At 63.1% G+C, this 5435-nt stretch carries 7 protein-coding genes and 1 pseudogene; 4 read left to right on the forward strand and 4 right to left on the reverse strand.

All coding sequences use genetic code 11. The features are described 5' to 3' along the window. A pseudogene (locus EN742_RS22565) lies at positions 1-619 on the reverse strand (DUF1176 domain-containing protein); the annotation flags it as partial. 112 nt (positions 620-731) lie between these two features. Here EN742_RS22565 and EN742_RS22570 point away from each other — a divergent pair. Further along, entirely contained in the window at positions 732-1235 is a 504-nt protein-coding gene (locus EN742_RS22570; protein WP_126054818.1) for a DUF1993 family protein, read from the forward strand. 49 nt (positions 1236-1284) lie between these two features. Here EN742_RS22570 and EN742_RS22575 read toward each other — a convergent pair whose 3' ends face one another. Continuing rightward, on the reverse strand, positions 1285-1449 hold the full coding sequence (locus EN742_RS22575) for a hypothetical protein (RefSeq protein ID WP_126054817.1): 165 nt from the start codon (positions 1447-1449) through the stop codon (positions 1285-1287). Between the two features lie 30 nt (positions 1450-1479). Then, positions 1480-1662 (reverse strand): hypothetical protein, encoded by a 183-nt coding sequence (locus tag EN742_RS22580; protein WP_127406987.1) that lies wholly within the window; start codon positions 1660-1662, stop codon positions 1480-1482. A gap of 160 nt (positions 1663-1822) precedes the next feature. On the opposite strand from EN742_RS22580, the gene EN742_RS22585 reads away from it, so the two are divergent. The 3 genes from EN742_RS22585 (at position 1823) to EN742_RS22595 (ending at position 4780) form a co-directional block, all read left to right on the forward strand. Continuing rightward, positions 1823-2290 carry a hypothetical protein gene (locus EN742_RS22585; protein WP_127406986.1) on the forward strand — a complete coding sequence of 156 codons (468 nt, stop codon included), beginning with the start codon at positions 1823-1825 and terminating at the stop codon, positions 2288-2290. Between the two features lie 117 nt (positions 2291-2407). Continuing rightward, positions 2408-3475 (forward strand): aldo/keto reductase, encoded by a 1068-nt coding sequence (locus EN742_RS22590; RefSeq protein WP_127406985.1) that lies wholly within the window; start codon positions 2408-2410, stop codon positions 3473-3475. A 39-nt stretch (positions 3476-3514) separates the two neighbouring features. Beyond that, positions 3515-4780, forward strand: coding sequence for a cysteine desulfurase-like protein (locus EN742_RS22595; protein ID WP_127406984.1), 1266 nt, complete (start codon positions 3515-3517; stop codon positions 4778-4780). 60 nt (positions 4781-4840) lie between these two features. Here the strand turns inward: EN742_RS22595 and EN742_RS22600 are convergent. After that, the coding region (locus tag EN742_RS22600; RefSeq protein WP_148670197.1) for a histone deacetylase family protein at positions 4841-5435 on the reverse strand (595 nt) is incomplete at its 5' end.

The following is a 5435-nucleotide window of genomic DNA, read 5'->3' on the forward strand; positions in this document are numbered from 1 at the left end:
TCTTGTCCTTGTATTTGATCGAAAACAGCTCGGGCTCCTGCTCGAACAGCTCCTTGTCGCACTGGCCGGCATAGGTGGCGGCGAACGCCTTCTTCGCCTGCTCCAGCGCCTCGTCCTTCTTCGGCAGCGGCGGGCCGTCGCCGCAGCTTGCCGGCACGGCCTCTTCGAAATCGGCGGTCGATGGCTTCAGCGCGCCCTTGTCGATGAAGATCGGCTGGAACGGCGGTTCCTGGATCTGGCCGTTGACCTGGCGCAGCGTATAGCAGCCGGCAAAGACCTTGGCCTCGCCCTTCTTGTCGGTCGCCTGGATGGCGACCGGGACATTGTAGTAGATGCTGCCGGCCGCACCCTCGTCGGATACCGCGCCCGTCTTCACCTCTACCGTATCGGTGCCGTCATAGCCTTTGACGAACGCGTCGAAATCCTTTGCCGGCTTGGTATCGCCATAATAGCCCCAGGCGCGGGCGAATTCATGCCGGTTGATGGCGCTGTAGAGCGAACGGATGACTGAAGCGGCATCCGAGCGGTCGTCGATGTAGGGTGGGTCGGCGGCGAGCGCCTGCTGGCCCGCCATGGCGATAGAGAAAAAAGTGGTCGCTGCAAGAAACGCGCGTCTCATCGGGATCCTCCACTCGAGGGAAACCTAGCATGGTGATTGCGGCGGCGCGGTGACGCTTGAAGAATCGCCTGTGGAAGCGCTAGCTCCCGTCGCTCGACTAGGAGAAAGCAACATGACGATTTCGATGTATGACGCCTCGGTGCCGGTTTTTTCGGCCAGGCTGAAATCACTCTCCAAGGTGCTGTCGCTGGCCGAACAGAACGCAGCCGATCGCAAGATCGACCCGCAGGTGTTTCTGACCGCGCGGCTGGCCCCCGACATGTTCGCGCTGACCAGGCAGGTGCAGATCGCCACCGATCACGCCAAGGGCGCGCCGTCGCGGCTCGCCGGCCGCGAAGTGCCGAAATACGAGGACAATGAGGCGAGTTTCGCCGACCTGCAGGTCCGCATCGCCAAGACGGTCGATCATCTGGCGACGTTTTCGGCAGCCGACCTCGATGGCTCGGCGGAGCGGACGATCGAACTCAGGCTGACCGGGCGCGAGATCTCGATGCCGGGCTCGCAATACCTGCTCTACGCCGCAATGCCCAACTTCTATTTCCACGTGACCACGGCCTACGACATCCTGCGGCACAATGGCGTGCCGCTCGGCAAGGCGGTTTTCCTTGGACGTTGAAAGTTTTGAGGTTTCCCGGAGCTGCCGGGAAACCTCTTGCTGGACAGACTCAGCGCGTGGACATTTCGCGCGCGATGCGCGGGAAATCGGCTGGCTTGATGCCGATGTCGGCGCGGTCGGCATTGCTCATTGAATGCAGCAGCGCCAAGGCTGCGCGGTAGCGCTGATGGTCCTGCGGCCGCGGCCGCGCGAACATTTCGGTGAAGAACCCCATGATCCATGGCCCCTAGTTGGTCCTCCCGACTCAAACATATAGGGCGAATGTTAAAATTGTGCAGTGCAGCAATTGCATGGCAGCCATGCCCGGACGATTCTTTTCGTCACAATCGATTTTTTTGAAACTTTTACGGTCTGTCGAACGTAGGCGTGGTGCCGGCACGTTGCCGGCTTTTTCCTCGCCACTCCTGGCGACCTTGCCGGGCTGCATGAATGCAGTCCGGCTTTTTTGCTATGCGAACGGCTAAACTGGTTAACGTCGAAGGCATTCATTTTTAACGAGCAAGCTCTATGGTGCGACCGTCTCACATATGTGCTTGACGAGACGGGAGGCTGACATCGGCACCGGAGCCAAGCGGGATTTCGCGTCCTTGCTCGACGATCTCTTCGTTGCCTCCGACAAGGTCGAGGCGGGCGAGGAGGCGGCGGCGCGGCCGACCATTCCGTTCGACTATCTCTCGGTGGCCGATGAGCTCCATTCCGGCCGCATCAAGGTTTCCGGCGAGACATTCGCGGCCGAATATCGTGAAGCCGGCGCCGACTTCGCTGCCGAGTTCGCCGCTCTGCTCGATCAGGCGAAGCTGGCGCTGGCCGGCGAGCAGGCAAGGCCGGAGGAAAAACTGCCGCCGATCGACCCCGACGCGATCGCTGCCGAACTTGGCCTCGATCATCCGGTGAAGAGCGCTGACCTTGGCCGCATGCGGCGCAGTTTCGCTTTCGCCAACCACCCGGACCGCGTTGCCCCGCATCTGCGCCAGCGCGCCATGATCCGCATGCAGGTGGCCAACATGCTGATCGATGAAGCCAAGCGGCGCGCCGTGGCCGGAGCCCGGCCCTAGCCCTTAAGAGTTCACGCAAAAGTCGTCTGGACCGGGTTGGAGAACACCCGCGCTTTGCAGTATGCTCGGGCTTCCTCCCCGCGCCGTCGCGCAAAGTTCCCCGCCGGAGAAACCCCCATGCACAAACGCCGTCTCGGTCGGACCGATCTTCTTGTGTCGCAGATCTGCCTGGGCTCAATGACCTGGGGCCAGCAGAACACCGAGGCCGAAGGCCATGCGCAGATGGACCTGGCCTTTGAGCGCGGCGTCAATTTCATCGATACGGCCGAGCTGTACCCGATCCCGCCCAAGGCGGAGACGCAGGGGCGGACCGAAAAGATCATCGGCAGCTGGATGAAGGCCAACGGCAATCGCGATAAGGTGATCATCGCCTCGAAGGTTGTCGGCCGCACCGGCAACACCTGGTTTCGCGGCGACCGCCCGTCCAAGCTCGCGCGCGCCGATATTTTCGATGCGGTCGAGAAGTCGCTGACCAAGCTCGGCACCGACTACATCGATCTCTACCAGATCCATTGGCCGGAACGGGATATTCCGTGGGGCGCCAACCCGACCCGCGTCGGCGCCGTGGCGCGTCGAGCCGACACCGAAGGCGCTCCATCAGGCGAGACACCGATCGCCGAGACGCTTGGCGTGTTCGATGAGCTGGTGAAGGCCGGGAAGATCCGACATTTCGGCTTGTCGAATGAGAGTTCCTGGGGCGTCATGCGCTACCTTGCCGAAGCCGACAGGGGCATCGGCCCGCGGCCCGTGTCGCTGCAGAACGCCTATAACCTCGTCAACCGCACCTTCGAGGTGAACCTGGCCGAGGTTTGCCAGCGCGAGGAGATTGCTTTCCTTCCCTATTCGCCGCTGGCGCAAGGCTATCTAACCGGCAAATACGATCACGGCGCGCGCCCGCAAGGCTCGCGCTCGCAGCTCTTCAACCGCGGCCAGCGCTACGAGACGCCGAATGCGGCGCAAGTCCTGCTCGAATACAACACCTTGGCGCGCTCCTTCGGCATGGAGCCGGCGATGTTCGCCAATGCCTATGTCTCGAGCAGGCCCTTTGTCACCTCCAACATCATCGGCGCGACGGCCATTTGGCAGCTGGAAATGGCGCTGTCCTCGGTCGAGGTCAGATGGACCGAGGAGATGCAGAAGGCGGTCGATGCGGTTCATCAGCGCGTCGGCAATCCGTGTCCTTGACCAGAATTGTCCAACGATAACAAAAGGGAGGGGACGGCAATGAATTTTCCAATCGAAACCGTGCGGGGAAGATTTCCGGCGCTGTCGCTGACCGACAAGGGCCGCCGTCGCATCTATCTCGATAACCCGGCCGGCACCCAGGTGCCGCAAGCGGTGGCGGACGCGGTGTCGCGATGCCTGCTCACCACCAACGCAAATCTCGGCGGCTTTTTCGAAACGACGGTCGCCGCGCAGACGGTGGTCGACGACGCGCATGCGGCGATGGCCGATTTCCTCGGTGCCGCGAGCCCAGAAGAAATCATCGTCGGCGCCAACATGACGACGCTGACCTATCACATGTCGCGTACGCTCGGCCGCGCCATGAAGCCCGGCGACGAGATCATCGTCACGCGCATGGACCATGAGGGCAATGTCTCGCCCTGGCTGCAGCTTGCCGAGGACCTTGGCCTCGTCGTGCGCTTCCTGCCGTTCGACGAGAAAAGCTGGCAGCTTGAGGAGGCGGCATTGCGCGCGCTGCTTTCGGAAAGGACGCGGCTCGTTGCGCTCAACTACGCCTCGAACCTCACCGGGTCGATCAACCGGGCGAAGGCGCTGACGGCCGTAGCCAAGCAGGCCGGCGCGCTGGTCTATGTCGATGCCGTGCAGTTCGCGCCGCATGGCCTGGTCGACGTGCAGGGGCTCGGCTGCGATTTCCTGGTGTGCTCGGCCTACAAATTCTTCGGCCCGCACATGGGCATCCTGTGGGGACGACGCGACCTCATTGACACGCTCAAGCCCTACAAATGCCGCTGCTCGTCAAACGGCCTGCCGGAACGCTTCGAGCTCGGCACGCCGCAGATCGAGCTGATGGCCGGTCTCACCGCCGCTGTCAACTATTTCGCCGATCTCGGTGCGGCGGCCGGCGAGGGCGGCGCGCGGCGGCAACGGATCGCCAGGGCGTTCGAAGTGTCGATCGCCTACGAAAACACGCTGGCGCAGAAACTGATCGACGGCCTGTCCGGTATTTCCGGCCTGGCCATCCACGGCATCACCGATCCGGGCCGGATCGGCGAACGCGTGCCGACCGTGTCGTTCACCGTCGAGGGCATCGTGCCGGAGACGATCGTGCGGCAGATGAATGCCGAAGGTATCTTCCTATGGTCAGGCCACAACTACGCCTGGGAGATCGTCCATCAGCTCGGCATTCCGGCCGGCGAGGGCGTCGTGCGCATCGGCATCGCCCATTACAACACGGCGGACGAGATCGACGAGACGCTGGAAAGCGTGCGCCGGGTCGTGGCCATGCTGAGGCAGCAGCGAGCCTGAGCCACGTTGCCTTCACGCAATTCCGGACGGGAAACCGCTACGCACTTTTCCTGGAATTGCTCATCGCTGCTTGCCGCCGAAGCCGGTCAGGAAAGCAGTGAGGTTGTCGCTGAGCGCGTCGCACAGATAGCCGCCCTCCTGGACGATCACCGTCGGCAGGCCGAGCCCGGCGATGGCCTCGCCGATGCGCGAGAAGCCGGGCGTCGTGACGGAAAGGCCACCAAACGGGTCGCCCTCGAAAGCATCGAGCCCGAGCGCCACGACAAGCGCCTCCGGCGCAAAGGCGCAGATGCGCCGGAAGGCGGTCACCAGCGCCTCAAGAAACGCAGCGTCGCCGGATTTGCGCGGCAGCGGCAGGTTGAGATTGTAGCCGAGGCCGGCGCCTTCGCCGCGCTCATCCGCATACCCCCAGAAGAACGGATAGAAGCGCACCGGATCGGCATGCAGCGACACCGTGAGCACGTCCGGCCTTGCATAGAAGATACCTTGCGTGCCGTTGCCGTGATGCAGGTCGACATCGAGGATCGCCACACGTGCCGCGCTCCTTCGCAGCACCTGCGCCGCGACCGCCGAATTGTTGATGAAGCAAAATCCCCCGGCGACATCGACGAAGGCATGATGGCCGGGCGGACGGCAGAGCGCGTAGGCCGAAGAC

It is taken from the genome of Mesorhizobium sp. M4A.F.Ca.ET.020.02.1.1, from assembly GCF_004022645.1.
GTDB lineage: Bacteria > Pseudomonadota > Alphaproteobacteria > Rhizobiales > Rhizobiaceae > Mesorhizobium.